Below are 24,681 nucleotides of genomic sequence, written 5' to 3'. Positions count from 1 at the left end.
AGGCATGGGCTAAGCGATTGCGCTATGGGCGCAATAAGTAGGGTGGCACCGCGGTCCTACCGTCCCTATCCATGGGAGGGAAAGGACCGTTTTTATTTTTGTCTTAAGGGAGTGAAAAGCGATGAAAACGATTTTTTCTGGCATTCAGCCAAGCGGCGTCATCACCCTTGGCAATTACATCGGGGCGCTGCGGCAGTTTGTCGAGCTGCAGCATGAATACAACTGCTATTTTTGCATCGTTGATCAACACGCCATTACCGTTCCGCAAGACCCCGACCAATTGCAGCAAAACATTCGCCGCCTCGCCGCCCTCTATTTGGCGGTCGGCATCGACCCTGCGCAGGCGACGCTGTTCATCCAGTCCGAAGTGCCGGCGCACGCTCAAGCGGCTTGGATGCTGCAGTGCCTCGTTTATGTCGGCGAACTGGAACGGATGACGCAATTTAAAGAAAAATCGGCCGGCAAAGAGGCGGTCAGCGCCGGGCTGCTCACGTACCCGCCGCTGATGGCCGCCGACATTTTGCTTTATAACACCGACATCGTCCCGGTCGGCGATGACCAAAAACAGCATATTGAATTGACGCGCGATCTAGCCGAGCGCTTCAACAAACGGTACGGCGAGCTGTTCACGATTCCCGAGGCGCGCATTCCGAAAGTCGGCGCCCGCATTATGTCGCTCGTCGAGCCGACGAAAAAAATGAGCAAATCCGACCCGAACCCGAAAGCGTACATTACACTGCTTGACGACGCGAAAACGATCGAGAAGAAAATCAAAAGCGCCGTCACCGACTCGGAAGGGACGATCCGCTACGATAAAGAGGCAAAGCCGGGCATTTCGAACTTGCTCCATATTTATTCAACGTTATCGGGCCAGCCGATCGAGGAGTTGGAGCGGCAATACGAAGGAAAAGGGTACGGCGTCTTTAAAGCCGACCTCGCTCAAGTGGTCATCGAGACGCTCCGGCCGATTCAAGAGCGATATCACCAATGGATGGAAAGCGAGAAGCTTGACCACGTGTTGGACGAAGGGGCGGAAAAAGCCAATCGGGTGGCAGCGGAAATGGTGCGCAAAATGGAGCAAGCCATGGGGCTTGGGCGTCGGCGGTAACGCCGGACAAAAAACGGGCGGGCGCTAAGCGCCTTCGCCCGTTTTTAATTCACCTTTGGTTCTTGCTCCATTTCCCACAACTTTTCGAAAAACGGCTGTCCCTTGATCAAGTGTTCGCATAGCTGCTCGTGGCGCTTGGACCAACCGTGCTTCGTTTCTTCATACAGCCGCGTCCACGCTTCTTCAAACGACATTTTTTGAATATCGGCGTATTTTTCCGGCGCCCATTCCGTATACCAATACCGCACTTCGGCGCCGTTTTTTGTCGAATACAGCTGATCAAGCGCCATAAACAGCAGCTGCTTCAGCTGTCGCTCCTTGCGCGTTAACCCCCACATCAGTTCCGGCGCGGGAGATAAAATATGGTATTCTTTGTTGTATTCGGGCAGCGGATAGTCCCGTTCTTCGGCCTCGGCCACCATCTCATAGACAAGTTGTTCCTGCCGGGGGATCAGGCGGCTTTTGCGAATCGGAATATGGTAGCCGATCGTATCCACCGCCAAAATGCCGGCCCCATCGGTCACAATGAAACAATAATCTAACGGAATGCGCTCATGGTTTTTGCGCACATACGCTTTTTGATACACATCATCTAGCAATGGTTTGGGAAGATCAGACAGACTGTTTTCGATATAATGGAACAGAGCCGGGGTCACTTTTAGCAGCGGCACTTGGTCGAGCAGCTCGATTTGATCGTCCTTGCGCCATTCGTGAAAATGGCAGACGTTGTATCCGTTCTCTTCGCCTTCAAACCAGTTCACCCAGATGTCATGCAAGCAAAGCATGTGATACCCCTCACTTCCAGACGTGTTTGTCCATCAGTATAGGCAGAGGGGCAGAATTTTATTCCATTTCGTCCTCTTTTCCCCACTACGAGCCGCGGCTTGGAAACGATAAACTTCCCCAGATGAAAAGCAGGCCGATCGGCAGCAAATAACATTCGGGCCGCCTAGCAATGTAAACCCAATAGTCGCAAAAGCCGCGCTCAGGAGTGAGGAGGTTTAAATAGGCGATCGCCATCATGCCGCCGACGACGGAAAAACCGAAGCCGACCAAATAAAAAAACAGGCGGACCATCGGGCTTCCCTTCCTTCTTGTCCACTTTCCTCGTTTTACATATATGTCGGCTTTGTGGACAACATGACTGTTCGTTTGCCGCTCCGATGGACAACCTGTTTATTCAGCGTCGGCAAAGCCAGCTAAGGCAGCGATTTGCCTTGCTTCTATCCCCATTAACTCCGTCAACAAATGCCCTCGCTCAAGACAGCGGCGAACGATGGCGTACCCCACCGCATAGCCGCCCATGTTCGGATACGAGCCAAGCCCGTACAAAAGCCGGGCGCTAAGCGGATGCGAGGCGGAAACGTCCGGGTTGGGGGCGATGTAGCAGCGCCAAAACGGTTCGATTTCGCGTTCGCTAACGGTGAAGCGGACCGCCGTTCATCAGGCTTGGCAGTTCCGCTCCGTTCAGGCTCTCCGTTTCTCAATTACCGATAGTTTTTAAAAATCAATGTCGCGTTATGGCCGCCAAATCCAAACGAATTGCTTAACACCGCCCGCACCTCTTGTTTCCGCGCTTCATTCGGCACATAGTCGAGGTCGCATTCCGGATCGGGCGTTTCATAGTTGATTGTCGGCGGAATGACGCCGTCGCGGATCGCCAATACGGAGAAAATCGCCTCCACGGCGCCCGTCGCCCCGAGCAAATGACCGGTCATCGATTTGGTCGAGCTGACCGCCAGCCGATACGCATGATCGCCGAACACTTCCTTGATCGCCGCCGTCTCATATTTGTCATTGTACTCCGTGCTCGTGCCGTGGGCATTGATGTAATCGATGTCCTCGGGCTTCAAGCCGGCATCTTGCAGCGCCTGGCGCATCGCCCGCACGCCGCCCTCGCCGCCCGGCGCCGGCGCGGTGATATGGTACGCATCGGCGGTCGCGCCGTAGCCGACAATTTCCGCGTAAATCTTCGCACCGCGGCGCAGCGCGTGCTCCAATTCCTCAAGAACGACGATGCCGGCCCCCTCTCCCATGACGAACCCATCGCGATGTTTGTCAAACGGACGGCTCGCTGTTTTCGGGTCTGGATTGGTGGAGAGAGCCGTATTCGCGCAAAAGCCGGCGAATGACATTTTCGTAATCGGCGCTTCCGTCCCGCCGGCGATCATGACATCGGCGTCACCGCGCTGAATGACTTTAAACGCATCGCCAATCGAGTTGGCTCCGGTCGCACAAGCGGTGACCGTGCAGGAGTTGATCCCTTTCGTGCCCAAGAGGATCGACACTTGTCCGGCCGCCATATCCGGAATCATCATCGGCACGAAAAACGGGCTCACTCGCCGATAGCCGCGCTGCTGGAAAATTTCAAACTGCTGTTCAAACGTCTCCATGCCGCCGATGCCTGAACCGATCCAGACGCCGATTCGCTCGGCGTTTTGTTCGTTGATTTCCAGTCGGGCGTCTTTCACCGCCATAAGCGCCGCCGCGACGGCGAATTGGGTAAAGCGGTCCATCTTCCGCGCTTCCCGGCGATCGATGAACAACGACGGGTCAAAATCTTTCACTTCCGCTGCCACTTTGGCCGGAAAGTCATCCGGATTCACACGAGTGACGATATCAATGCCCGACTGGCCGGCAACAATGTTTTTCCACGTTGTTTCCACATCGTTTCCAAGCGGGGTAACCGCCCCGAGCCCGGTCACGACGACTCGTTTTTTTTCCATCTCTCCGTCTCTCCTTTGTGCAAAATGTTCGCGAGCTCAACGTTCGAGAAAGGGAAACCGTCCGACCGTTCCACTGTCCCTACGCAAAATGTTTGTGAGCTCATCGCCCCCAACGCAAGGCGATCGCGCCCCACGTCAGCCCGCCGCCGAAACCGACCATGACGATGACGTCATCATCATGAATGCGGCCTGCCTCGAGCTCCTCGACAAGCGAAATCGGAATCGAAGCCGCCGATGTGTTTCCATAGCGGCGTATCGTCGTCGATATTTTTTCTTCCGGCAGCTCCAAGCGCTGTCGAGCCGCTTCAACAATGCGAATATTCGCTTGATGCGGAATGAGAAAATCGACATCCTCTTTCGCCAGTCCCGCTTTCTCTAGAACGCGGACGCTCGATTCCCCCATTTGCCTGACCGCAAATTTAAACACTTCTCGGCCGTTCATGACAATATATTCGTCCTTGTATAAATATTTTCCTCCTGTCCCATCAGCCCCCAATTCAAACGACAGCATGCCGCGCCCCGACGACACCGGTCCCATGACAACTGCTCCAGCCCCGTCACCAAACAACACAGCGGTGTTGCGGTCGCTCCAGTCGGTAATTTTCGACAATTTGTCTGCTCCCACTATTAATATATACCGATACACTCCCGTGTCAATAAATTGAGCGGCCGTTACCATCCCGTACATAAATCCGGCGCAGGCGGCGCTCAAATCCATCGCTGCCGCCTTCACCGCTCCCAACCGCTCTTGGATCATGCAAGAAACAGACGGAAACGGCCGATCCGGTGTAACGGTCGCCACTATAATCAAATCGATGTCCTTCGCCTCAATGCCGGCGTTACGAAGCGCCCGCTCCGCAGCAAAATACGCCATATCGGACGTATCGATGTGATCCGGGGCAATGCGGCGCTCCTCAATCCCTGTACGCGTCCGAATCCATTCATCGGATGTATCCATCATTTGTTCAAGATCAAAGTTGGTCAACACCCGCTCCGGCACGTAACGGCCGACACCGATAATTCCTGCTCCCATACCATCCATCTCCTTTTTCTTTCCAAAATATCCCCCATTGCCGAACGAATGAGCATGTACGATCAATCCACATCACCAATTATTATTACTTGGTACTAATTTTAGCGGAAAGAGGGCGGCAATGCAATAGGAAAAACGCCGTCCGCCAAGGGATGGAACCCGTTCGCCCCCTTCTGACGCACGTTCTCCATGCGGAAACAGCCCGCCACCACGAACCAAAAAACAGCGCGGTTGGACACAACAGCTAGAAGGGCGGTGAAAAACGGCCGGCTCCCTTACTCAATGGGGGAATGGGCGAAAAGCAGGATCGATGCAACAAGGTTTTTCGAATTGAGAAATGACGTGGCAAAGCCGTATCCATGATGAAATCACCAGACTCCTAGAAGGCTGGTGAAAAATCGCTGTTTGCCTCGATCGATGATGGAACGCGTGAACATAGAAGCTGATGCAACCGGTTTTTCTATTTGAGAAACGATGCTAGGAAGCGGTGTGCGCGCTTTCATCACCATCCCCCTAGGACGATGGTCCAAACCGTTTTTCCCGCTTTCCCATACGATAACGGTAAGACGATCATCGAAAAAGGAGGAGATACGCATGGCCGACAGCCCAGCGTCAAAACCATCCAACAAGGCGACCGATCGTTTTTCCCGCCTGATGTTTCAACCTTTTCCGCCGCGGCGAGCAGAGCGGCAGGAAGAGACGGGGGAAAATGAAGCGCTCCCGCTGCCTGACATTGACTGGGTGAAGCTGTTTGATCAAGTTGGCGCGCTGACCGATTCGCTGCAGCAACTGAAACCGCTGATGAGAAAAATGACATCGCTTGTTGAGCTATTCAAAAAATAATTCAAAAGGTGCCCACTATTTGGCAGCGGGTCACCCTTTTTCCCTTCCCGTTCCTCTCCCGTTTTCGGGGCCTTTCTCTTCTTTATAAAATGGACAGCCTTTCAGCCCGATTGGTCGCTGTTCAAAAAGCGGCCCAACGTTGGCCGGCTGTTCTCCGCACCGGTCTGTATTTTCCCATCCAGTGCGCTCTTTGATCACGGAAGCTCATTGTGCTGATGAAAAAAGCGAGCGATTTGCGCCGCAAGTTGGGGCCGCTTTTCCGGCAGTTCATCGATGATGCGCACATGGCGGTTGGTCGCTTTCATCCATTGCTCATATCTTCGGCCGTGCAAGGCAAATGGATACGGGCTCACACCGGAGAGTTGCCAAATGATCACAGGAACATCGTGCGGACTCAAGAACAGGGCGGGAACGGCCTCCGGCACCTCTTCTTCTTTCATGCCATACGCGAAGGCGATCTCTTTCACCATCCGCCGGTACATGAGCGGATGGTCCCGTTCATGATCAAGCTGGGCGCGAACATCAAGGCAAGGATTGATCATGGCGACCGCCCGCATTTGCCTTGGCATGACACTGAGCAGCTGCGAAGCGATGAGCGCGCCCATTCCTTCCGCGACGAGATAAATGCGCGAATTGACAATTTCACTTTTCAGCACGGAGTAAACGAGCTGGCGCGCCAGCCGAACCGCCTTTGGACTTCCCCAATGCCTTCCGTACAAATGGGACGAAAAGACCGTGTACCCGCGTTCGAGCCACTCCTCGAGCCATTGCCGCCGCGTCGGATGTTCCAGCCAAAAACTCGTCCGTTCGTTCACAAAATGGTCGCCATCGCCGATGACAAAAAGGGCAAATCCATTTGGGCGCTCCGGTATATGAACGATGCACCATGGCTCATCAAGTTGAAAAAACCGCTGTTGTCCTGCCATCGTTTCCATTCACCCTTGTTTTGGCAATGCATAATGGTACAGTATACGATATGTCAGGCGAAAAAAAACGTCCGGGTATATGCCTATAGGCGTCATTTATGATAAGATAGAACAAGGAAATGAGACAAAGATGGGAGGAGCAAAAAATGCGCCTATTCTGGACGTTTTTTTGGACGTTTTTGCTCATGCAAATGGCCACCTACGTCATGAGCTCGATGCAGGGCATCAGCTACGATTTCGCGACCGGCGCGCTGCTCGGCGTGATCTTGACAGTTCTAATCATTGTGGTGGCAGCCCTGATTCCGGATGAACCAGCCGGAAATCACCATCATTAACCTTATGGCTTGTAAACGCACAAGAGCAAAGGAGAGGGTATCCCAAAAGGATCGGGATACCCTCTTTCGTTGCTCTATATACGTGCTGACTGTTTCTGCTGCACGATCGATCGTATCGATCTTGAAGGCAGACCACCTTTTCGTTCGACCCCTTGTTGGCAAATGGGCCCCTAACAGCCCATCCGCCTTCTTACATCCGAAGCCGAAAAATCTAACAGGAACCCGGTTTTTCCCTGCTTTCTTCATAGCCACATATTCGAACGCCCCGGTTTCCGTCTCCGGCCGCTCCCTTCCTTTCTCGAGTTGGCGATGAAGCGAGCCGCCCGATTGAACATGGCCAGAATCATCCGGATGGCTATAGCGAAACGCGCCGGATGATCAGCTATTTCCGGGCTGCGGACGTTCCGTGCGCTCCTTTTCCAACCAAACGATCAGCCCCGGCAGCAACATGCCGCGAATCAAAAACGTATCCAGCAAAATGCCGATGGCCACAAGAAAGCCAAACACGAACAATAGCTGAACCGGCTGCGTCATCAGCACGGCAAACGTCGCCGCCAAAATGAGGCCGGCCGACGAAATGACACCGCCAGTGTGGGCGACCGCTCGCTCAACCGCCCCCTTGACGGAATGGGTTCGCCACTCTTCTTGAAAGCGCGACACGAGTATGATGTTATAGTCAATGCCAAGCGCCACCAAAAAGACAAACGCATAAATGGGCACGCGGTCGCTGACAGCGTTGATGTCAAACAGGCCGTCGGCGAGCCAAATGCCAAGACCAAGCGCGGACGCGAATGAGACAAGAATCGTGCCGATCATATACAGCGACCGCTTAACCGATTTTGTCAGCGCGAACAGCAAAAGGAAAATGAGAACCGTCTCCAGCGAAACGATGACAACGGTATCGCGATGGTTCAGCGCCCGCTCATCCACCTTCGCCGCCGTCTCTCCGGCAAAATAGAGACGTCCGTCAAGCCCGCTTTCGTTGAGAATCGTTTCTTTCCGGTCGATGATCCGTTCTAGCGCATCGAGCGTTTTCGCCTCGTACGGGTTTTCCCGAAACGTCAGCGTAAACGAGACGACCCGCCCGTCATCCGCCGTGCCGGCCGGGCGCACCTCACTGACAAGCGGCTGCTTTCCGAGTTCGTCCTGCAGCCGGGCAAGCTGTTGCGGGGACAGCGCCTCTTTTCCTTCATACAACACCGTTGTCGGCGCCAACTCCCCTTTGGCAAAATGCTTCTCGAGCAACTCATATCCTTGGCGTGACGGCATATCTTGCGGGAACGATTTGATCAAATCATACTCATAACGCAAAAAAGGCGAATGGCTAGCGAGCACCACTAACAGCGCTCCAATGACCGCTACAGTCAGACGCGGCTTGGCGGCGACAAAGCGAGCGACTGTTTCCCAAAACGTCCGTCTTCCCCTCGCTTTGTTCTCACCGACGCGCGGAATGTTCGGCCAAAACGCTTTGCGCCCAAACAACGTGAACAAGGCTGGAATCAACGTCACCGACGCGATCATAATGACGGCCATCGCTAGGGCGAACGTGGGGGCGAAATTGCGGTAATCGCCCAATTTCGCGAAAAACAACACGAGCATCGCCGCCAACACGGTGCCGCCGGAAAACAACACGGGCAGCCCGGTTTCGCGCATCGCCTGCCTCATCGCTTCCCGCTTGTTCTCATGCCGTTTCAGCTCCTCGCGGTAGCGGGAAAAAATAAACAATGAGTAATCGGTAATTGCTGCGAACAGTAAAATGGACATGATCGACACCGTTTGTTTCGAGATGACGAGCCCCCCTCGCCCTAACAGCCCGAGCAGCTGCCCGACCACCCCGTACACCATCCCGGCGACGACAAGCGGAATCAGCGCCAAGAGCGGCGAGCGGTAAATGACGATCAGCAGCACTAAAATCAATCCGACCGTTGACAAGAGGAGGACGACATCCGCGCGCGAAAACAAGGCGAGCGTATCGGCCGCAATGCCGGCCGGTCCGGTAATATACAGTTTCATAGCGCTCTTGTTGTTGACCAGTTGCCGAATGTCTTTGTTCAACGCCTCGATCTCTTTCGATTCCAACGATCCTTTATACGTCACAGGAACGACAACGGTTTTCCCGTCCTTGGCGAAAAAGCTGGCGGCCGCTTGCGGCGGAAGAGAAGCGACCGGAACAAGCTTTTCAATCGCCTCTTGATGCTGCTGTTGAATTTGCATCAGCAAACGCTGCAGCGCGTCTTTAGAGACCGGTTCCTTTTCTGAGCGAAACACGAAAATAGCAGGAATGCCGTCATCGGCCTGAAAATACCGATCGACTTTCGCCTGCGCCACCATCGACTGCGCCTCTTTCGGCACCGTTTCGATGCTGGATGCTTCGTATTGCTTCACGTTGGGCGCCAACGCGGCTAATGCCCCGATCGCCGCCAGCCACAACGCCAACGTCCACCACATGCCTTTTTTTGTCGCCACCCAATCCGTGACAGCGCGCAGCCATCTGCTCATATCCATTCCCCCGTTTTTCCTAGTTTGCGCAAAGTGACACATTCGTCACTTTCAGCACAATTTCATGATAAGGGGAAAGTGACACTGTTGTCAATTTCCGTTCAACACACCGTGCATAATGATTTCGCGAATGCTTTCCGCCCATTCCGCCAACGAAATACCGGGAAAATGAGGGACCGCTGCGGACTGGAAAATATACCCCAGAATCACCCGATCAGGAAGATGCGGTTTCATTTTCCCTTCCCGTTTTCCTCGCTGAATCACCGGCTGCACTTCGTCATACATCCGCTCGTGAAATTGCGCGAGACGGCGTTTGTTTTCCTTCACTTTCGGGTGAGTCTCGGGAATTTTCTTTCCGATGGCAATCATCTCATGTAGGTCATCGTGGTATAAAATCAAATCGAGCAAAAAGCGAAATTGCTCTTCAAACGCTGGAAAATCGTGAATGCGGGTGAGCTTTTCAAACACTTGTTCCATTTCGTCGACCATATAGGCGGTGATCAATTCCTCTTTGTTCTCGAAATATTTGTAAATGGCGCTGCGCGCGACTCCGAGCCGATCAGCGAGCAGGCCGAACGTAAATCCTTCGTACCCGTGTTCGAGAAGAAGTTGTTTCGTTTGGGCAAACAGTTCTGTCAGCGAAATCTTCCGTTCCCGTGCCACCCGGAAGCCCTCCTTTCGCTCCCCATTATACGCCCACCGCCCGGCGAAGAAAAGAAGCCCCCACCACCGTTGGGGCTTCTTTTTCTCCGGCAGGCACATGTTCCTCTTTTACTTGCAGAGCCACAGCGGCGCTCACGAAGACGGCCGGATGATGATTGTGCCGTCTTCGACATCGACCGTCACGGCGCTATGTTCTTTCACCTGCCCAGCGATCAACGCTTTGGCGAGAGGCGTTTCGATTTGTTTTTGCATAAACCGTTTGAGCGGGCGGGCGCCGTATACTGGGTCGAAGCCCGCTTCGGCGATGTATTGCTTCGCCGCTTCGGTCAGCGCGAGCTCGATATGCCGATCGGCCAAACGGCCCGACAATTCGCGGGCGAATTTGTCGACGATGCCTTTTACTTCGTTCATCGACAACGGCTTGAACAAGACGATATCGTCGATGCGGTTTAAAAACTCGGGGCGAAAATGGGCGCGCAATTGGCCAAGCACTTCGTTGCGCGTGCCCTCATCGATGCCGCCCTGGTTGTTTTCCAACAACAGCGGCGAGCCGATGTTCGATGTCATGATGACGACCGTGTTTTTAAAATCGACCGTCCGTCCGTGCGAATCGGTGAGCCGCCCGTCATCGAGCAACTGCAGCAGGATGTTGAACACGTCCGGATGCGCTTTTTCGATTTCATCAAACAACAGAACGGAATATGGCTTGCGCCGCACCGCCTCGGTCAGCTGGCCGCCTTCCTCATAGCCGACATAGCCGGGCGGCGCTCCGATCAAGCGGGAGACAGCGTGTTTTTCCATATACTCGGACATGTCCAAACGAATGAGTTGCTCCTCGCTGTCAAACAGTGCTTCGGCGAGCGCTTTGGCCAGTTCCGTTTTGCCGACGCCGGTCGGTCCGAGGAACAAAAACGAACCGATCGGGCGGTGCGGATCTTTCAAGCCGGCGCGCGCCCGCAAGATGGCATCGGCGACGAGCCCGACCGCCTCCTCTTGACCGATGACCCGCCTGTGCAGCCATTCATGAAGGCGAAGCAGCTTTTCCCGCTCCCCTTCGACAAGGCGGGTGAGCGGAATGCCCGTCCAGCGCGACACGATTTCGGCAATCTCTTCTTCCGTCACTTCTTCACGCAGCAATTTCCCTTCACTTTGCTCACTGATTTCTTGCTCAAGCTGTTTGAGTTGCTTTTCCAGCTGCGGAATGCGGCCATGGCGAAGCTCGGCCGCCTTGTTTAAATCATAGTCGTTTTCCGCCTCTTCCAGTTCGCGTTTGGCCCGCTCGAGCGCCTCACGCAGACGGCGGACGCGGTCAAGCGCTTCTTTTTCCTGCTGCCATTTTGCTTTCATGGCGTTCGCTTTTTCGCGCAAATCAGCGAGTTCTTTTTGCAATGCCGCAAGCCGCGCGCGGCTCGCTTCATCCGTTTCTTTGCTTAAGGCCGCCTCTTCAATCTCGAGCTGCATGACGCGGCGCATCACTTCATCGAGTTCGGACGGCATCGAATCCATTTCCGTGCGGATCGTCGCGCACGCTTCATCGACCAAATCAATCGCTTTGTCAGGCAAAAAGCGGTCAGAGATGTAACGGTCGGACAACACCGCAGCCGCGACGAGCGCGCGATCGTGAATTTTCACGCCATGGTGCACTTCGTACCGCTCTTTCAGCCCGCGCAAAATCGAAATCGTGTCTTCGACGCTCGGCTCTTGGACCAATACTTGTTGGAAGCGGCGCTCGAGCGCCGGGTCTTTTTCGATGTATTGCCGGTACTCATCAAGCGTCGTCGCTCCAATGCAGCGCAGCTCGCCGCGGGCGAGCATCGGCTTTAACATATTGCCGGCGTCCATCGCCCCCTCGGCCCGGCCGGCGCCGACGATCGTATGCAGCTCGTCAATGAACAAAATGATGCGGCCGTCGCTTTTTTTGATTTCATTGAGCACCGCTTTCAGCCGCTCTTCAAATTCACCGCGAAACTTCGCTCCAGCAACAAGCGCACTCATATCAAGCGCGAAAATCGTTTTGTCTTTCAAGCCTTCCGGGACGTCTTTGCGCACGATGCGCTGGGCGAGCCCTTCCACAATGGCCGTTTTCCCCACGCCCGGCTCGCCGATCAACACCGGATTGTTTTTCGTTTTGCGCGACAAAATGCGGATGACACGGCGAATTTCACTGTCGCGGCCGATGACCGGGTCGATTTTCCCTGCTCTGGCTTCCGCCACTAAATCGCGGCCGTATTTGGTCAATGCCTCGTACGTCGCCTCTGGATTCGGACTTGTCACGCGTTGATTCCCCCTTACTTTTGTCAGTGCGGCCAACAGCGCTTCACGCGTCACCCCAAACGGCGCCAGCTGCCGGGCGACCGGCTCGGCGCCGCGAGGCAACGCGAGCAGCACATGTTCAACCGATATGTACTCGTCTTGCATCCGTTTTGCTTCCGCTTCGGCTTCCTCAAGCAGCCGCGCCAAGGCGGGCGCAACATACAGCTGCCCGTCCGCCCCATGCACTTCCGGTTTTTGACGAAGCTGGTGGCGCAGCCAGTCAGCGGCCTTTTCCTTGTCAGCGCCCGAAAGCTCCAACAACCGCGGCGCCAGGCCGCCTTCTTGTTCAAAGAGCGCCAACAGCAGGTGCTCGACATCGAGCTGTTGATGATGCCGTTCTTTGGCGAGCGATTGCGCCGCCATGAACGCCTCTTGCAGTTTTTCCGTCAAACGGCTTGCATCCATGCCGTTCCCTCCATTTGACCTTTTTTGACTATAAATGATTATAGCGGATCCACCGCCCGGTAAGCAAACCAAAAGCCACTCCGCGATGGGAATGGCTTTTCGTTTCATCGGCCTTACGGCTTGCGCAAATACGTCCAATGCCGGTTATGGTTCGACGTTTCCGGAAACGTATCGCCGGCTTTTAGTTTCAGCTTTTTTGGATGTTTCACATTGTCTCCCGTTTCGCCGATCTCAATGTAAATGCCGTTGTTCGGCGCTTTGTCTCCCGGTTTAAAATGGCGCGGTTGACCCATTGGTTTCATCCCCCTTGCTTCGATTGCATTTGTTAGCATTCCCGGTTTCGCCGCTGTTCATAAGAAGGGAAATGATGGGGCCGCCGCACACGGAGCGCCAAGCCTTTGACAAGGAAAAAGTGTTCCCCTCCGGAAATCCTTTTTCCTTAGTAAGAGCGAAAAAGGAACTCCCGAAGCGGGAATTCCTTTTTCTATAGGATCGACACTAAAATCGCTTTTTGAGCATGAAGCCGGTTGCCGGCCTGCTCAAAGACGAACGAGTTCGGTCCGTCTATAACGCCGGCGGTCACTTCCTCGCCGCGGTGGGCCGGCAGGCAGTGCAAAAAGAGGTAATCGGGTTTGGCCGCTTTGACGAGCTCTTCATTCACTTGGTACGGCTGAAACACGCGAAGCCGCTCGGCGCTTTCGCTCTCTTGGCCCATGCTCGTCCAGACATCGGTATAAATCGCATCAGCCCCCGCCACGGCCTCAAGCGGGTCGTGGGTCACCGTGACAGCGGCGCCCGTTTTTTCCCCTATTTGGCGCGCCGCCTCCACATAGGCGGCTTTCGGTTCATAGCCGGGCGGACAGGCGATGGCCACATCCATGCCCACTTTCGCCGCGGCTGCTAGGAGCGCGTTGGCGACGTTGTTGCCGTCGCCGACATAGGCGAGCTTGAGGCCTTGGAACGTTTTTTTCACTTCATAAATCGTCAGCAAATCCGCCAGCGCTTGGCACGGATGGTCGTCATCGGTCAAGCCGTTGATGACCGGAACCGACGCGTATTCCGCCAATTCTTCGACCTTTTCGTGGGCAAACGTCCGGATCATCATGACATCCACGTATTGCGATAAGACGCGCGCCGTATCGGCGATCGTTTCGCCGCGGCCGAGCTGCAGGTCGTTGCCATTCAAGTAGAGCGCTTGGCCGCCGAGCTGGATCATGCCGACTTCAAACGACACGCGCGTGCGCGTTGACGGCTTTTCAAAAATCATCGCCATCGTTTTGCCGACAAGCGGCGTATACGGAATCCCTGCTTTTTGTTTCGCCTTTAAGTCGGCGGCGAGCGCCAACAAATCGAAAATTTCATCTGTGGAAAAATCAAGCAGCGTTAACACATCTCTTCCTTTCAGTGACATGACTGCATTCATAAAATCACCGCCTGTTCTGCCTGTTTTTTCTTTTCCAGCCAGCTGTAAATCGGCTGCACATCGAGCTGATCGACAGCGAGCGCCTGCAAGAAGAGCTTCAACGTCTCGGGCTCTGTGAAGACGAGCAATTGTCGGGACAATGCAGCCATTCGTTTCGGCGCCTCGCCTTCCTCTTTGCCCAAGTCGATCACCGCCAGCGCCGTATCGCGTTTCACCCACTCAGCAAACGGGAGCTCGGATACCATCACCAGCTGTTTCGCTTCGATTTCCGCCGCCAGCGCTTCATCGATGCCGCCGATGACGTACATTTCATTGGCGTTCGCTTTCTTTTGCAAGTAGGCGTAAAACGCCTTGTACGCCGCTTCTTCCTTCGTCGCGGCGATGCTGATGCCTTCACCGGTCGATTTCATTTCCGGCCCAACGGTCGGGTCAACGCCCGGCAGTTTGTACGTGGAAAATACGGGGTACTTCAACACAACGTACGGCATGACCGCCAATTTACGCATGTTTTCATCGACCATGTCGACAAGCGATTTCCCAAGCAATAATTTTGTCGCAATTTGCGCCAGCGGCACGCCGGTCGTTTTGCTGACGATCGGCACCGTCCGGCTCGCGCGCGGATTGACTTCAAGCACATACACATGGCCATCGGCAATGACATATTGAATGTTCATGATTCCTTTGAAGCCGAGTTTGTTGGCAATCCGGCCCGCATAGTCGATGATTTTCGCTTTTTCTTCGTCTGTGAGCGTCTGCGCCGGCAGCCAAGCGTAGCTGTCGCCGGAGTGGACGCCGGCTTTTTCGACATGTTCGATGATCGTCGGCAGCAACAGGTCCGTTCCGTCTGTCACGATGTCTGCCTCCGCCTCTTTCCCGTCCAAATACGCATCGATCAAAATCGGATACGTCAACTCACCTTGTTCGATCAACGCGGCAAGCTGGATCTCGTTCCGGACGATGAACATGCCGCGGCCGCCGATCACATACGACGGGCGAAGCAGCACCGGATAGCCGATCGCGGCCGCTTTGGCGACGAGCTCTTCGGCGTTGTTCGCCATCAAGCCGGGGACGTGCGGAATGTCAAGCTCCTCAAGCAACTGGTAAAAACGGTCGCGATCTTCCAGCTGGTCAATGATCTCGTAGGTGACGCCAAGCAGCGGCACACCGGCTTCCTCGAGTCCTTTGACCAAATTGATCGCCGTCTGGCCGCCGAATTGAACAATGATATGCTTGATTTGTTCGGCTTCCATGACATCGAGGACGCTCTCTAAGGTCAATGGCTCAAAGTACAGGCGGTCAGCGACGGCAAAATCGGTCGACACCGTTTCCGGATTGTTGTTGATCATCACCGTCTCATACCCTTCTTGTTGCAACGCGAACACGCTGTGAACAGAGCTGTAATCAAACTCAATCCCTTGGCCGATGCGAATCGGTCCGGCGCCGATGATCAGCACTTTCTCCTTGCCGCTCGCTTTCTTCCGCTCGTCTTCGCCGAAATACGTCGAGTAGTAGTAATCCGTTTCCGAATGGAACTCGGCCGCACACGTGTCAACCATTTTGTACGACGGCACGATGCCAAGCTCTTTCCGCTTGCGGCGCACGTCAAGCTCGGTCACGCCCCACGTTTCGGCCAAAAAGGCGTCGCTGCATCCTTTTTCTTTCAAAAAGCGGAAGGTCGCTTCATCAATCGTATCGATTGACGCAGCTGTCGCCTGTTTTTCGAGCGCCACGAGCCGCTCAAACGAGCGAAGGAAAAAGCGGTCGATTTTCGTCCATGTGTGAATGTCTTCGACCGTCACCCCGCGGCGGAGCAATTCCAAGATAGCGAAAAAGCGGCGGTCGTCTTTGTCAACAAGCAGTTGTTTCAGCTCATCGTTCGTTTTCGCCGCAAGTTCCGGCCAAAACAGCCCGTTGTTTTTGCCTTCAAGCGACTGCACCGCTTTTTGGAACGCTCGCTCCATGTTGCGGTCGATCGCCATCACTTCTCCGGTCGCCTTCATCTGCGTGCCGAGCTTGCGGTCCGCATGCGGAAACTTGTCAAACGGCAAGCGCGGAAACTTGACGACGACATAATCCAAGGCTGGCTCGAAGCTGGCATACGTTGTTTTCGTCACCGGATTGACGAGTTCGGCCAGCGTATAGCCGACAGCCAGTTTGGCGGCGATGCGGGCGATCGGATAGCCGGTCGCTTTCGAGGCGAGCGCTGACGAACGGCTGACGCGCGGGTTGACTTCGATTAAGTAGTATTGCTTGCTGTTCGGATCAAGGGCGAATTGAATGTTGCAGCCGCCGATGATCCCTAAGGCCGAAATGATTTTCACCGCTGAAGAACGAAGCATTTGGTATTCCTCATCCGTCAGCGTCTGCGACGGCGCGACGACGATCGAATCGCCGGTGTGGATGCCGACGGGATCAACGTTTTCCATATTGCAAACCGTGATGCACGTATTCGATTGGTCGCGCATCACTTCATATTCAATCTCTTTAAATCCGGCGACGCTCCGCTCGATTAAACATTGGCGAATCGGGCTTTCGGCCAAGCCTTTTTCCACCAGCGCAATGAACTGCTCCATGTTGTCGGCAATGCCGCCGCCCGTCCCACCGAGCGTATAGGCAGGACGAATAATGATCGGAAAACCGATTTTTTCGGCAAACGCGACCGCTTCTTCGACGCTTGTGACAATTTCGCTCTCCGGCACCGGTTCGCCAAGCTCTTGCATCAGCGCGCGGAACGCTTCGCGGTCTTCTCCGCGCTGAATGGCTTCAATCGGTGTTCCGAGCAGTCTCACCCCGTATGTTTCCAGCACGCCGGCTTCATGCAGCTGAAACGCCAAGTTGAGCCCGGTTTGGCCGCCGAATGTGGCCAGCAGCCCATCCGGCCGTTCCTTGGCGATGATCGCTTCGACGGCGTCGACGGTGAGCGGTTCGAAATAGACGGCATCGGCGTGGACGTCATCGGTCATGATCGTCGCCGGATTGTTGTTCACTAAAATGACGCGGTATCCTTCTTCTTTTAAGGCGATGCACGCCTGCGTGCCGGAATAGTCAAACTCAGCCGCTTGGCCGATGACGATCGGCCCCGACCCGATCAGGAGAATCGATTGAAGCGAGGAATCTTTAGGCATAGACTTTCTCTCCCTTTGCGACGGTTTGCAAAAACTCATCGAAAATATAGCCGGTATCGTGCGGCCCCGGATGCGCCTCCGGATGGTATTGCACCGATAAAATCGGCTTATGGCGATGGATCATCCCTTCGATGGAGCCGTCGTTGACGTTGATGAAGCGAATGGCAAGCGGTGTGGCCGCCAAACTGTCCTCTTTGACAACATAGCTATGGTTTTGCGACGTCATGACGACGTTTTGTTTCACCGCGTCCCACACCGGCTGATTCGCTCCGCGATGACCGAAGCGGAGCTTTTCCGTATCCGCCCCGTACGCCAGGGCGACAAGCTGATGGCCAAGGCAGATGGCGAGCGTCGGATACCGATCGATCAGCTGGCGAATAACGGGAAGTTGATGGCGCAGCTGTTTCGGATCGCCAGGGCCGTTGGAGAGGACAAGCCCATCCGGCTTGAGCGCCTCAATCGCTTCCGGCGTCGTATCGTGCGGCACGACCGTCACCTGGCAGCCGCGCGCAACGAGCGAGCGCAAAATCGATTTTTTATAGCCGAAATCGAGAAGCACAATATGCGGCCCCCCGCGGCCATACGTCTCCATTCGTTTCGTCGACACAGCGCGCACCGGGAACGCTGCTTCTTCACGGAAGACAGAGGGAACGGACGACAAGCTTAACTCCGTCATCATCGTCCCTTCGGTGCGGATTTCTTTGACAAGGGCGCGCGTATCGACGTGGGTGAGCAGCGGAATGTTCCAATGCCGCAAATATTCTGCCAGGCTGTATTTCGCCCCGTAATGAAACCCTTCACGGCTCGCCTCGTAGACGATGACCGCCTCCACATGCGGGCGCTTGCTTTCAAAGTCTTCTTCATTGATGCCATAATTGCCGATGAGCGGATACGTAAAGACGATCATTTGATTTTTATACGACGGATCGGTCAGCACCTCTTGGTACCCGGTCATGCCGGTGAAAAAGACGATCTCCCCGCTCACCTTTTCCGCCAGCGGAACGGCGAGCTCGCCGCTGAACGTTTTTCCGCTGGCCAGATGCAAGTACGCTTTCATTGGCGCCACCTCATCGTTTGATTTTTATAACCGTTAGGGAATTTTTATGCATGAACAGGAATAAAAACGAGCCCCTTCAACCATCAGGTGACAACACGGCCGACGCCTCCGCGTTTTTCAACACCGCTGCCAACATCTCGACCGCTCGATCGATTTCCGCTTTCGTGACGACAAGCGGCGGCAGCAGGCGGATCACCTTCGGTCCGGCCGGCAAAACGAGCAAGCCGCTTTCATGAATCAAAGGCAACAGCGGCCCGACATCCATTTGACATTCCACACCGACCAGCAGTCCGAGCCCGCGCACGTCCGTGACGATGTCAAGCGGGGAGAGCGCCTCGTTTAACCGTCCGAGCAAGTAGCTCCCCTTTTCTTGCACCTCTTGCAAAAACGCCGGATCGAACACGACCTCAAGCGTCGCCTTAGCGGCGGCCATCGCGATCGGGTTGCCGCCAAACGTCGATCCGTGCACCCCAAGACCGAACGACTCCTGCAAAAACGCTTTGCCGATCATCGCCCCCACCGGAATGCCGCTGCCAAGTCCTTTGGCGACCGTCATGATATCCGGCTCAATGCCAAAATGCTGGTAAGCAAACGGCTTCCCGGTCCGGCCGATGCCGGTTTGCACTTCGTCAATGATCAGGAGCGCGCCGTATGTTTGACACAGCTCGGCCGCCGTTTGCAAAAACGCCGGGTCCACCGGGCGGACGCCCCCTTCGCCTTGGACGACCTCAAGCATCACCGCCGCGATCTCATCGCTCATGGCTTCTTTCAGCGCAGCCACATCATTGAACGGCAAATGGATAAATTCCGGAAGGAGCGGTCCGAATCCGCTATGCACTTTCTCCTGCCCGGTCGCGGCCATCGTCGCAAACGTCCGGCCGTGAAACGATTGCTGGAACGTAATCACTTTGTGCCTTCCCGTATGTTTGCGCGCCAGCTTTAACGCCGCTTCGTTCGCCTCGGCCCCGCTGTTGCAGAAAAAGACGCAATCTCCGGCGCTATGAGCGACAAGCAAGGAAGCGACTTCTTCCTGAATCGGGATCGTAAACAGATTCGATACGTGCCAATATTGATTGAGTTGCTTTTCAATCGCCTGTTGGACGTGCGGATGACGATGGCCGAGGTTGCAAACAGCAATACCGGAGACAAAATCGAGATATCGTTTTCCGTTGACATCGGTCACCACCGTGCCTTCCGCCGATTGCACAGCAATCTTCCAGCGGTTGTATGTCGGAAACAGCGCGCTCATGATGAGTAGACCCCCACTTCGTTTTCTTTTCGAATCGTTGTCCCGTGCCATGTCCCTTGCTCATAAAACGGCGTTTTGCCGCTGACGATCACCACTTCCGGCAGCGCATCGGACAAGGCGGAGAGCGCTGCCTTCACTTTCGGGATCATCCCGCCGGTGATGACGCCGGCTTCGAGCAACTGCTCGACCATCTCCGCTGTCGCTTCCTCGACGAGCGCGCCGTCTTGCAAAATGCCAGGCACGTTCGTCACAAAGGCGAGCTGGCTCGCGCCGATGGCTGCTGCCACCGCCCCGGCCGCCGTGTCGGCGTTAATGTTGTACGTTTGCCCGCTTTGGTCGATGCCAAGCGGGGAAATAACCGGGATGTAGCCCGCTTCAAGCATCGTGCGCAAAAGACGGGAACGAACCGTTTTCACCCGGCCGACATAGCCAAGTTGATTCAAGTCAATCGGTTCCGCTTCGAGCAGCCCCCCGTCCACGCCCGAAACGCCGACAGCCGGCAAGCCGCGCTGGGTGAGCATGGCGACGAGCTGTTTGTTCACTTGGCCCGAGAGCACCATTTCTACAACGGCAAGCACGTCTTTGGTCGTTTTCCGCAAGCCGTTGACAAACTCGCTCGGCACCGCCAGTTTTTTCAACATTCGCCCTATTTCCGGGCCGCCGCCGTGGACGATGACGACATTCATCCCTTGTTCGCGCATCGTTTTCACGCTGGCAAAAAAGGCGGGAGACAGCTCATCAAGCACGCTGCCGCCGCATTTGATCACGACCGTGTTCCCCATTTCTCTCTCCCCTTATGTCCGGTAGCTGGCGTTAATTTTCACGTAATCGTACGTCAAGTCGCAGCCCCAAGCGATCCCAACGCCATCGCCGATATGAAGATCGACGTCAATGACGATCATGTCGTTTTTCAGGTAGGCGGCCGCTTCCTCTTCGGAAAACGGCTGCGGCTCGCTCCCTTTCAACATCACGATCGGCCCGATGGCAACATCGACGTTGTCCGGGTTCACGTCGGCATCCGCATAGCCGATCGCGCCGATGATTCGCCCCCAGTTGGCGTCTGCGCCGTAAACGGCCGTTTTCACCAAGTTGGAGCCGACGATTTGCTTGGCGATTTTTTTCGCTTCGTCATCCGTTTTCGCGCCGCGCACGCGCACTTCAATAAGCTTTGTCGCTCCCTCGCCGTCTCTCGCAATTTGTTTGGCCAAGTCCTCGCACGTTTTTCGCAGCGCTTCGTAAAAGTTCCCCCAATCCGGATGATCGGGCGTCAGCTCGTGATTCCCAGCCAAGCCGCTTGCCATGACGATGACCATATCGTTCGTCGACGTATCACCGTCGACCGTAATTTGGTTAAACGAAACGTCCGTAGCCGCTCGCAGCGCCGCCTGCAGCACCGGCGGCGAAATATTGGCATCGGTCGTAATGAACGCAAGCATCGTCGCCATGTTCGGGTGAATCATCCCCGACCCTTTCGCCGCCCCGCCGATCGTCACCGTTTTGCCGTCCACCGTCGTTTGGTAACAAGCGCGCTTCATCACCGTATCGGTCGTTAAAATGGCGGTTTGAAACGCTTCGGCATCCGCCATCGCCGCTCCCGGGACAAGCGTTTCGATGCCGGCGCGGATTTTCTCCATCGGCAAATATTCCCCGATCACGCCCGTTGAAGCGACGGCCACACGATGCGGCGCGAGGCCGAATTGTTTCGCGCACAGGTCGCGCATTTCATACGCGTCGCGAAGCCCTCGCGCACCGGTGCAGGCGTTCGCGCAGGCGCTGTTGACGATGACCGCCTGCAATGTTTGCTCGACCGCAAGGCTTTCCTGCGTCACTTTCAGCGGCGCGGCCTGAAAATGGCTTTGGGTATACACCGCGGCGGCCGAAGCTGGCACGTCGCAGATAATGACTCCTAAATCGTTTTTCGAATAGCGCAGCCCGGCTTGCACTCCGGCCGCTTGAAATCCTTTCGGCGTGACGATCGTTCCATCGGCAAGCGCCGTCACTTGCGCCGTTTGTTTCGTCATTGTCATCGTTCGTTCTCCTTCCTCACGGATAGATCGGCAAGGATGGGAGGCCCTCCGCCTCATCCCACCCCATCATCAAATTGAAGTTTTGCACCGCCTGCCCGGCAGCCCCTTTCATCAAGTTATCGATCACCGCCACGACCGTCACCCGTCCCGTCCGCTCATCATAGGCGAGGCCGATGTCGCAATAGTTCGAGCCGTACACTTCTTTCGTTGCCGGAAACTGCCCCGGCTTGCGAATGCGGACAAACGGCGAATCTTCGTAACTTGTTTTATATAAATCTAGTAAATCGCTAAGGGAAAGCGGCTGTTTCGCCTTCGCGTACATCGTCGCCATAATGCCTCTTGTCATCGGGATCAAATGGGTGCTGAACGTGATCGGCTCCATCGCCTCGTTCCATGTTCCGAGCATTTGTTCAATTTCCGGAATGTGCTGATGGGTATTCACTTTATAAATTTTCACGTTTTCGTTGACTTCGGAAAAATGCGTCCCGAGCCCTGCTTTCCGTCCCGCGCCCGACACGCCCGACTTCGCATCAACGATGACCGAGTCTTCGCTGACCCATCCTTCTCTGACAAGCGGAGCCAGACCAAGCAGCGTCGCCGTCGGATAGCAGCCCGGGTTGGATAAAAGCTCGGCCTCGCGGATCGCTTCCCGGTTCCACTCGGTCAATCCGTACACCGCCCGCTCCAAATACGCGGCCGGCGCCGCCTCACGCCCGTACCATTGTGCGTACAGCGCGCCGTCTTTCAAACGGAAATCACCCGATAAGTCAATCACTTTCACTCCACGGTCAACAAGCGCCGGCGCCCACTCCCCCGACACCCCGGGCGGCGTGGCGAAAAAGACCGCGTCATACTTGGCGAGCGCCTCAATGTCCAGTTTATGCAACACCACATCATCGATATCACCGATGTGCGGGAAGCTTTCCGACAAATGAATCCCATCTTGCGACGACGAATAGACGTCACAGCGGTCAACGTGCGGATGCCCGTGCAACAAGCGAAACAGCTCCGCACCGCTGTATCCCGTCGCCCCGATGATGGCCACTTTCATGACGTTCCCCCTCACCCGTATGTGCCTCATGTAGTACCCATTATAATACTGTATAAAAATAAAATCAAATGTATATTTAATAATTTTTGAGGAATTTTTTTCTTTCTCATTCACCTCCCAACGGAGCGGCCAAACCTGCCCTAACTGCACTGATAGAATCCATTCTTTTATCCATCCCCCATTGACTCCAGCGTACAGACGATCACGAAAGATTCAACCAATGTTCAACAAGTTTTCAATCTTTCCACTATCCTTATATTGACTTCCCTCTTTTTTCCTGTACACTGTTATATAGCGACACATTCTACGCAAGGTTGTGATCCGATGAACGAGGTTGAATCTCGTGAATGGCAGAAATGGCTTCCATCACTTGGACATGATCTTCGCCTTGAGAAAGGAACGTACTTGTTTCAAGAAGGGGAAAAGGCAGACGAGATTTACTATATTCAATCGGGGAAAATCCAAATCAGCAAAATGGACATGGACGGGCGAGAGCTGACGCTGCGCATTTGCAGCGAGGGCGATTTGATCGGCGAGCTGACGCTCTTTTGCCCCGGCGCCCGCTACATGTTGACGGCGAAAGTGCTGGAAGACGGCGTCGTTTCCGCCATTAAGCGCGAGACGCTCGAACAAGAGCTCGCCAACAACCCGAAGCTGGCCATCGAGTTCATGAAATGGATGAGCCTCCATTTCCGCAAAACGCAAACGAAATTCCGCGATTTGATTTTGCATGGCAAAAAAGGGGCGCTCTATTCCACGCTCATCCGCCTTTGCAACAGCTACGGCGTGATGAAAGAAGACGGCATTTTGATCGACCTGCCTCTTACGAACCAAGAGCTTGCCAACTTTTGCGGCACCGCCCGTGAAGTCGTCAACCGCATGCTCGGCGACTTGCGGAAAAAAGGCGTCATCTCCGTGCAAAAAGGAAAAATTCTTGTCCACCATTTGCAATACTTGCGCGATGAGATCGCCTGCGAAGGCTGCCCGCCCGAGCTGTGCAGCATTGACTGACGGTCGGGTGCGGCAAAAAAGAAGGGGCTGACCTCCAAAGATCGCCTTACGCCCTTTGGAGACAGCCTCTTGAAACTTCAATCATGGTTGTCTTCTCCAAACAATTTCTCTCTCCTCCGCCGCTTTTTCTTGTCTCAGGTTGTTTTTGGCTTGCAAAAAATAGCGGCGGCCGTCTTCATCGTATTGGTACGTCACAAACGGTGCGCTTTCGCCTTCTCGGGTGATCGCGACAAGCGGATCAGCGGCGCTCCGTTCATACCGATACTGGCCGTCTTGGAAGCGGTTGCCGTTCACATTGTGCGTGATCGTTTCATCGCCTTTATATATCTAAGAGGCCGGTGAAAAACGGCAATTTCCCTTGATCGATGGGAAGAACGTATGAAAAGCGATCCCAATGCTACAAAGCTTTTCGATTTAAGAAACGATGCTCGAGAGCATGATGTGCCCTTTCGTCACCGCCCGTCTACATCCAGCTTCCCCCATCGCTCCGCGTTACACATTACTTGATGCCGTTAGAATAATTTAGGAACAACGTATTAGCAATTTCTTGTGGAATTTGTTGATTTACAAAATTGAGTGCCACCCATGATAGAACTGTTTGATCAATAAAACGCCAAGTTTTTAAAATCGGCAATAAATCCGCACCATTGTTCTTATTTTGAAGCCCTAAAACACAAATCCCATAACTTCTTTCTCCCCATATTGCCCATTTCATTGAAAGAGGTAGCCAAATAATGGTATAAGAATTGTATAACAACGCATCCGCCGGACTTTCCTCAGGGCCTAATTCAAGAACATCTAAAGGGCCGGTGAAAAACGGCTGCCACGAGCAAATCAGCGACATATCGCCAAAAAAGAAGGCTGATTTCGCTAGGCTTTTCTAACTG

General features: G+C 54.7%; 22 protein-coding genes, 2 pseudogenes and 1 other annotated feature (1 of these 25 running past the window's edge). Of the genes and pseudogenes, 4 read left to right on the top strand and 20 right to left on the bottom strand.

Translation table 11 applies throughout. The features are described 5' to 3' along the window. Positions 1 to 70, top strand: a binding site (T-box leader) (it extends 163 nt beyond the left edge of the window). A gap of 51 nt (positions 71 to 121) precedes the next feature. Then, positions 122 to 1,108 (top strand): tryptophan--tRNA ligase, encoded by a 987-nt coding sequence (trpS, locus tag B4113_RS15315; protein WP_061912646.1) that lies wholly within the window; start codon positions 122 to 124, stop codon positions 1,106 to 1,108. 44 nt (positions 1,109 to 1,152) lie between these two features. On the opposite strand, the gene B4113_RS15310 is transcribed toward trpS, so the two are convergent. The 6 genes and pseudogenes from B4113_RS15310 to B4113_RS21045 form a co-directional block, all read right to left on the bottom strand. Next, positions 1,153 to 1,893 (bottom strand): YjbA family protein, encoded by a 741-nt coding sequence (locus B4113_RS15310; RefSeq protein ID WP_033018518.1) that lies wholly within the window; start codon positions 1,891 to 1,893, stop codon positions 1,153 to 1,155. Positions 1,894 to 1,978: 85 nt separating this feature from the next. After that, complete coding sequence (locus B4113_RS15305; RefSeq protein ID WP_033018516.1) at positions 1,979 to 2,185, bottom strand: hypothetical protein; 207 nt, start codon at positions 2,183 to 2,185, stop codon at positions 1,979 to 1,981. Positions 2,186 to 2,284: 99 nt separating this feature from the next. Next, positions 2,285 to 2,518: pseudogene (locus B4113_RS19150) on the bottom strand (DUF2268 domain-containing putative Zn-dependent protease); the annotation flags it as partial. Between the two features lie 77 nt (positions 2,519 to 2,595). After that, entirely contained in the window at positions 2,596 to 3,834 is a 1,239-nt protein-coding gene (gene fabF / locus B4113_RS15300; RefSeq protein ID WP_033018515.1) for a beta-ketoacyl-ACP synthase II, read from the bottom strand. 100 nt (positions 3,835 to 3,934) lie between these two features. Then, a complete protein-coding gene (locus tag B4113_RS15295; RefSeq protein WP_033018513.1) occupies positions 3,935 to 4,867 on the bottom strand; it encodes a beta-ketoacyl-ACP synthase III in 933 nt (310 codons plus the stop codon). Between the two features lie 368 nt (positions 4,868 to 5,235). Continuing rightward, entirely contained in the window at positions 5,236 to 5,370 is a 135-nt protein-coding gene (locus tag B4113_RS21045) for a hypothetical protein (protein WP_255358738.1), read from the bottom strand. A gap of 91 nt (positions 5,371 to 5,461) precedes the next feature. Here B4113_RS21045 and B4113_RS15290 point away from each other — a divergent pair, with 91 nt between their 5' ends. Further along, positions 5,462 to 5,710 carry a hypothetical protein gene (locus B4113_RS15290; protein WP_033018512.1) on the top strand — a complete coding sequence of 83 codons (249 nt, stop codon included), beginning with the start codon at positions 5,462 to 5,464 and terminating at the stop codon, positions 5,708 to 5,710. Positions 5,711 to 5,904: 194 nt separating this feature from the next. Here the strand turns inward: B4113_RS15290 and B4113_RS15285 are convergent, their stop codons facing one another. Then, the gene (locus B4113_RS15285) at positions 5,905 to 6,645 is read right to left on the bottom strand and encodes a hypothetical protein (RefSeq protein ID WP_061912645.1); all 741 of its coding nucleotides are present in this window, start codon (positions 6,643 to 6,645) and stop codon (positions 5,905 to 5,907) included. A 137-nt stretch (positions 6,646 to 6,782) separates the two neighbouring features. Here B4113_RS15285 and B4113_RS15280 point away from each other — a divergent pair, with 137 nt between their 5' ends. After that, positions 6,783 to 6,971 (top strand): YjzD family protein, encoded by a 189-nt coding sequence (locus B4113_RS15280; RefSeq protein WP_033018509.1) that lies wholly within the window; start codon positions 6,783 to 6,785, stop codon positions 6,969 to 6,971. Positions 6,972 to 7,349: 378 nt separating this feature from the next. On the opposite strand, the gene B4113_RS15275 is transcribed toward B4113_RS15280, so the two are convergent. The 11 genes from B4113_RS15275 to argC all read right to left on the bottom strand — a co-directional run bounded on the left by B4113_RS15275 (position 7,350) and on the right by argC (position 22,783). Next, positions 7,350 to 9,470, bottom strand: a complete 2,121-nt coding sequence (locus tag B4113_RS15275) for an MMPL family transporter (protein ID WP_061912656.1) — start codon at positions 9,468 to 9,470, stop codon at positions 7,350 to 7,352. A gap of 90 nt (positions 9,471 to 9,560) precedes the next feature. Further along, positions 9,561 to 10,133 (bottom strand): TetR/AcrR family transcriptional regulator, encoded by a 573-nt coding sequence (locus tag B4113_RS15270; protein WP_033843293.1) that lies wholly within the window; start codon positions 10,131 to 10,133, stop codon positions 9,561 to 9,563. Positions 10,134 to 10,265: 132 nt separating this feature from the next. Beyond that, positions 10,266 to 12,851, bottom strand: coding sequence for an ATP-dependent chaperone ClpB (gene clpB / locus B4113_RS15265; RefSeq protein WP_033843292.1), 2,586 nt, complete (start codon positions 12,849 to 12,851; stop codon positions 10,266 to 10,268). A 113-nt stretch (positions 12,852 to 12,964) separates the two neighbouring features. Then, positions 12,965 to 13,144, bottom strand: coding sequence for a YjzC family protein (locus B4113_RS15260; protein ID WP_031405116.1), 180 nt, complete (start codon positions 13,142 to 13,144; stop codon positions 12,965 to 12,967). A gap of 191 nt (positions 13,145 to 13,335) precedes the next feature. Further along, positions 13,336 to 14,274 (bottom strand): ornithine carbamoyltransferase, encoded by a 939-nt coding sequence (gene argF / locus B4113_RS15255; protein WP_033843291.1) that lies wholly within the window; start codon positions 14,272 to 14,274, stop codon positions 13,336 to 13,338. Further along, positions 14,271 to 17,399 (bottom strand): carbamoyl phosphate synthase large subunit, encoded by a 3,129-nt coding sequence (locus B4113_RS15250; protein ID WP_033843290.1) that lies wholly within the window; start codon positions 17,397 to 17,399, stop codon positions 14,271 to 14,273. Before B4113_RS15250 ends, argF begins: the two co-directional genes overlap by 4 nt. Beyond that, positions 17,392 to 18,456 carry a carbamoyl phosphate synthase small subunit gene (locus tag B4113_RS15245; RefSeq protein WP_033843288.1) on the bottom strand — a complete coding sequence of 355 codons (1,065 nt, stop codon included), beginning with the start codon at positions 18,454 to 18,456 and terminating at the stop codon, positions 17,392 to 17,394. Before B4113_RS15245 ends, B4113_RS15250 begins: the two co-directional genes overlap by 8 nt. A gap of 76 nt (positions 18,457 to 18,532) precedes the next feature. After that, a complete protein-coding gene (locus tag B4113_RS15240; RefSeq protein WP_061912644.1) occupies positions 18,533 to 19,705 on the bottom strand; it encodes an acetylornithine transaminase in 1,173 nt (390 codons plus the stop codon). Beyond that, a complete protein-coding gene (gene argB, locus B4113_RS15235) occupies positions 19,702 to 20,487 on the bottom strand; it encodes an acetylglutamate kinase (protein ID WP_033843286.1) in 786 nt (261 codons plus the stop codon). Before argB ends, B4113_RS15240 begins: the two co-directional genes overlap by 4 nt. Before the next feature lie 12 nt (positions 20,488 to 20,499). After that, a complete protein-coding gene (argJ, locus tag B4113_RS15230; RefSeq protein ID WP_033843285.1) occupies positions 20,500 to 21,732 on the bottom strand; it encodes a bifunctional ornithine acetyltransferase/N-acetylglutamate synthase in 1,233 nt (410 codons plus the stop codon). Between the two features lie 16 nt (positions 21,733 to 21,748). After that, positions 21,749 to 22,783: an N-acetyl-gamma-glutamyl-phosphate reductase gene (gene argC / locus B4113_RS15225; protein ID WP_033843284.1), complete on the bottom strand. Its 1,035-nt coding sequence runs from the start codon at positions 22,781 to 22,783 to the stop codon at positions 21,749 to 21,751. Between the two features lie 324 nt (positions 22,784 to 23,107). Here argC and B4113_RS15220 point away from each other — a divergent pair, with 324 nt between their 5' ends. Further along, positions 23,108 to 23,794 (top strand): Crp/Fnr family transcriptional regulator, encoded by a 687-nt coding sequence (locus tag B4113_RS15220; protein WP_033843283.1) that lies wholly within the window; start codon positions 23,108 to 23,110, stop codon positions 23,792 to 23,794. 162 nt (positions 23,795 to 23,956) lie between these two features. Here B4113_RS15220 and B4113_RS21295 read toward each other — a convergent pair. Together B4113_RS21295 and B4113_RS19140 are read right to left on the bottom strand one after the other, a co-directional pair. Continuing rightward, positions 23,957 to 24,112 (bottom strand): annotated as a pseudogene (locus B4113_RS21295) (type IV secretion protein Rhs); the annotation flags it as partial. Positions 24,113 to 24,293: 181 nt separating this feature from the next. Continuing rightward, positions 24,294 to 24,638, bottom strand: a complete 345-nt coding sequence (locus B4113_RS19140; protein WP_197055016.1) for a hypothetical protein — start codon at positions 24,636 to 24,638, stop codon at positions 24,294 to 24,296. Between the last annotated feature and the right edge of the window lie 43 nt (positions 24,639 to 24,681).

Source organism: Geobacillus sp. B4113_201601 (assembly GCF_001587475.1).
GTDB classification, from domain to species: Bacteria; Bacillota; Bacilli; order Bacillales; family Anoxybacillaceae; genus Geobacillus; species Geobacillus icigianus.
This window is presented reverse-complemented; position numbering and strand designations above follow the sequence as displayed.

What these genes read in the sequence shown, in the direction of transcription:
- trpS (WP_061912646.1), top strand. Translation starts at nt 122, where the DNA reads ATGAAAACGATTTTTTCTGGCATTCAGCCAAGCGGCGTCATCACCCTT.
- B4113_RS15310 (WP_033018518.1), bottom strand. Translation starts at nt 1,893, where the DNA reads ATGCTTTGCTTGCATGACATCTGGGTGAACTGGTTTGAAGGCGAAGAG.
- B4113_RS15305 (WP_033018516.1), bottom strand. Translation starts at nt 2,185, where the DNA reads ATGGTCCGCCTGTTTTTTTATTTGGTCGGCTTCGGTTTTTCCGTCGTC.
- fabF (WP_033018515.1), bottom strand. Translation starts at nt 3,834, where the DNA reads ATGGAAAAAAAACGAGTCGTCGTGACCGGGCTCGGGGCGGTTACCCCG.
- B4113_RS15295 (WP_033018513.1), bottom strand. Translation starts at nt 4,867, where the DNA reads ATGGGAGCAGGAATTATCGGTGTCGGCCGTTACGTGCCGGAGCGGGTG.
- B4113_RS21045 (WP_255358738.1), bottom strand. Translation starts at nt 5,370, where the DNA reads ATGAAAGCGCGCACACCGCTTCCTAGCATCGTTTCTCAAATAGAAAAA.
- B4113_RS15290 (WP_033018512.1), top strand. Translation starts at nt 5,462, where the DNA reads ATGGCCGACAGCCCAGCGTCAAAACCATCCAACAAGGCGACCGATCGT.
- B4113_RS15285 (WP_061912645.1), bottom strand. Translation starts at nt 6,645, where the DNA reads ATGGAAACGATGGCAGGACAACAGCGGTTTTTTCAACTTGATGAGCCA.
- B4113_RS15280 (WP_033018509.1), top strand. Translation starts at nt 6,783, where the DNA reads ATGCGCCTATTCTGGACGTTTTTTTGGACGTTTTTGCTCATGCAAATG.
- B4113_RS15275 (WP_061912656.1), bottom strand. Translation starts at nt 9,470, where the DNA reads ATGAGCAGATGGCTGCGCGCTGTCACGGATTGGGTGGCGACAAAAAAA.
- clpB (WP_033843292.1), bottom strand. Translation starts at nt 12,851, where the DNA reads ATGGATGCAAGCCGTTTGACGGAAAAACTGCAAGAGGCGTTCATGGCG.
- B4113_RS15260 (WP_031405116.1), bottom strand. Translation starts at nt 13,144, where the DNA reads ATGGGTCAACCGCGCCATTTTAAACCGGGAGACAAAGCGCCGAACAAC.
- argF (WP_033843291.1), bottom strand. Translation starts at nt 14,274, where the DNA reads ATGAATGCAGTCATGTCACTGAAAGGAAGAGATGTGTTAACGCTGCTT.
- B4113_RS15250 (WP_033843290.1), bottom strand. Translation starts at nt 17,399, where the DNA reads ATGCCTAAAGATTCCTCGCTTCAATCGATTCTCCTGATCGGGTCGGGG.
- B4113_RS15245 (WP_033843288.1), bottom strand. Translation starts at nt 18,456, where the DNA reads ATGAAAGCGTACTTGCATCTGGCCAGCGGAAAAACGTTCAGCGGCGAG.
- B4113_RS15240 (WP_061912644.1), bottom strand. Translation starts at nt 19,705, where the DNA reads ATGAGCGCGCTGTTTCCGACATACAACCGCTGGAAGATTGCTGTGCAA.
- argB (WP_033843286.1), bottom strand. Translation starts at nt 20,487, where the DNA reads ATGGGGAACACGGTCGTGATCAAATGCGGCGGCAGCGTGCTTGATGAG.
- argJ (WP_033843285.1), bottom strand. Translation starts at nt 21,732, where the DNA reads ATGACAATGACGAAACAAACGGCGCAAGTGACGGCGCTTGCCGATGGA.
- argC (WP_033843284.1), bottom strand. Translation starts at nt 22,783, where the DNA reads ATGAAAGTGGCCATCATCGGGGCGACGGGATACAGCGGTGCGGAGCTG.
- B4113_RS15220 (WP_033843283.1), top strand. Translation starts at nt 23,108, where the DNA reads ATGAACGAGGTTGAATCTCGTGAATGGCAGAAATGGCTTCCATCACTT.
- B4113_RS19140 (WP_197055016.1), bottom strand. Translation starts at nt 24,638, where the DNA reads ATGTCGCTGATTTGCTCGTGGCAGCCGTTTTTCACCGGCCCTTTAGAT.